Consider the following 1200-nt stretch of genomic DNA (forward strand, 5'->3'; position numbering starts at 1 on the left):
GATCGTGCGACCAAAGCCAAACTGGATGAATTGATCCGCCAGGACACCGCCTTCAACTTCAGCATCGGTGATGGCTTGTACCTGAGTAGGAAGAATGGTGCGCACCGAGCATCGTGGTATTACCGCTACACAGTGGGCAACATCACCCAGAAAATGGTGATTGGTTACTACCCTGAAATGACTGTGACGAGCGCACGAAAAGAAGCGCTCAAGAAAAAAGTTCAACTACTGGGCGGAGTCGTCCCCAAGCTTCAGAAAGAGAAGCTTGTTGAACGACAGGTCACAGAAGTCATCGAGAAACGCCTCGAACGCACAGTAGGACAGTTGGCACAAGAATACCTGCTGCGGATCATCTCCCCTCGCATCCGCACCGATTACATCCAGCGTCGCCAACTTGCAAAGGATGTGCTGCCCTACATTGGCAGCCGGAAAATTAAGTCCATCATTCCAGAGGACATTGATCGGCTCCTGGATCGGATAAGGCAACGTGGCGCTCCCACTGTCGCAAACAAAGTGCTGCGTCTTCTGCAAAACATGTGGAACTACGCTCAGCGCAAGGGATACATCGAGAACAACCGGATTGCACTGATGACCATTGCAGATGCCGGTGGCTCTGAAGTTGCACGTAGCCGCTTCCTCACTGCCGATGAAATTCAACTACTGTTCGTCGCCATGCGCCGTGCACGTGGTTTCAGTCGGCAGAACGAACTGACTATCCGGCTGCTACTGCTCCTGTGCTGTCGAAAAATGGAACTCTGCTCTGCTCGGTGGGAAAACTTTGATTTGGAAGCAGCAGTCTGGTACATGACCGATGACACAAAAACCAAAAGAGGAATCGACGTACCCCTCCCAAAGTTGGCCGTGACATATCTTCTTGAATTGAAAACCCTTGCGGGAGACAGCGAATATGTACTTCCCGCCAGAAAGATGCAGACATCCGGGATTCCATACATCTGCGTGAACACGCTAAACGTTGCATTAAGCAAGGTAAAGCGAGAAATGCCCAACGTTGCTCCCTTCGTCATTCACGATCTGCGCCGAACAGGAAGAACACATCTGTCGGATTTGGGCATTGATCCGATTACTGCCGAATTGACCCTTAACCATCACATCAAGGGCGTTCATGGTATTTACAACCGGCATAGCTATTTCAAGGAGAGGAAACAAGCACTAGAAGCGTGGGCTTCGCGTCTTCAGGAG

Annotated in this window: 1 protein-coding gene; it reads left to right on the top strand. The window is 50.9% G+C overall.

Features of this window, described 5'->3' with window-relative positions; all coding sequences use genetic code 11:
• Nucleotides 1-21: 21 nt before the first annotated feature.
• A partial coding sequence (locus INR99_RS17230) for a tyrosine-type recombinase/integrase (RefSeq protein ID WP_228098428.1) occupies nucleotides 22-1200 on the top strand: 1179 nt, incomplete at its 3' end.

The sequence above is a fragment of the Chitinilyticum piscinae genome, assembly GCF_015223195.1.
Lineage (GTDB): Bacteria > Pseudomonadota > Gammaproteobacteria > Burkholderiales > Chitinibacteraceae > Chitinilyticum > Chitinilyticum piscinae.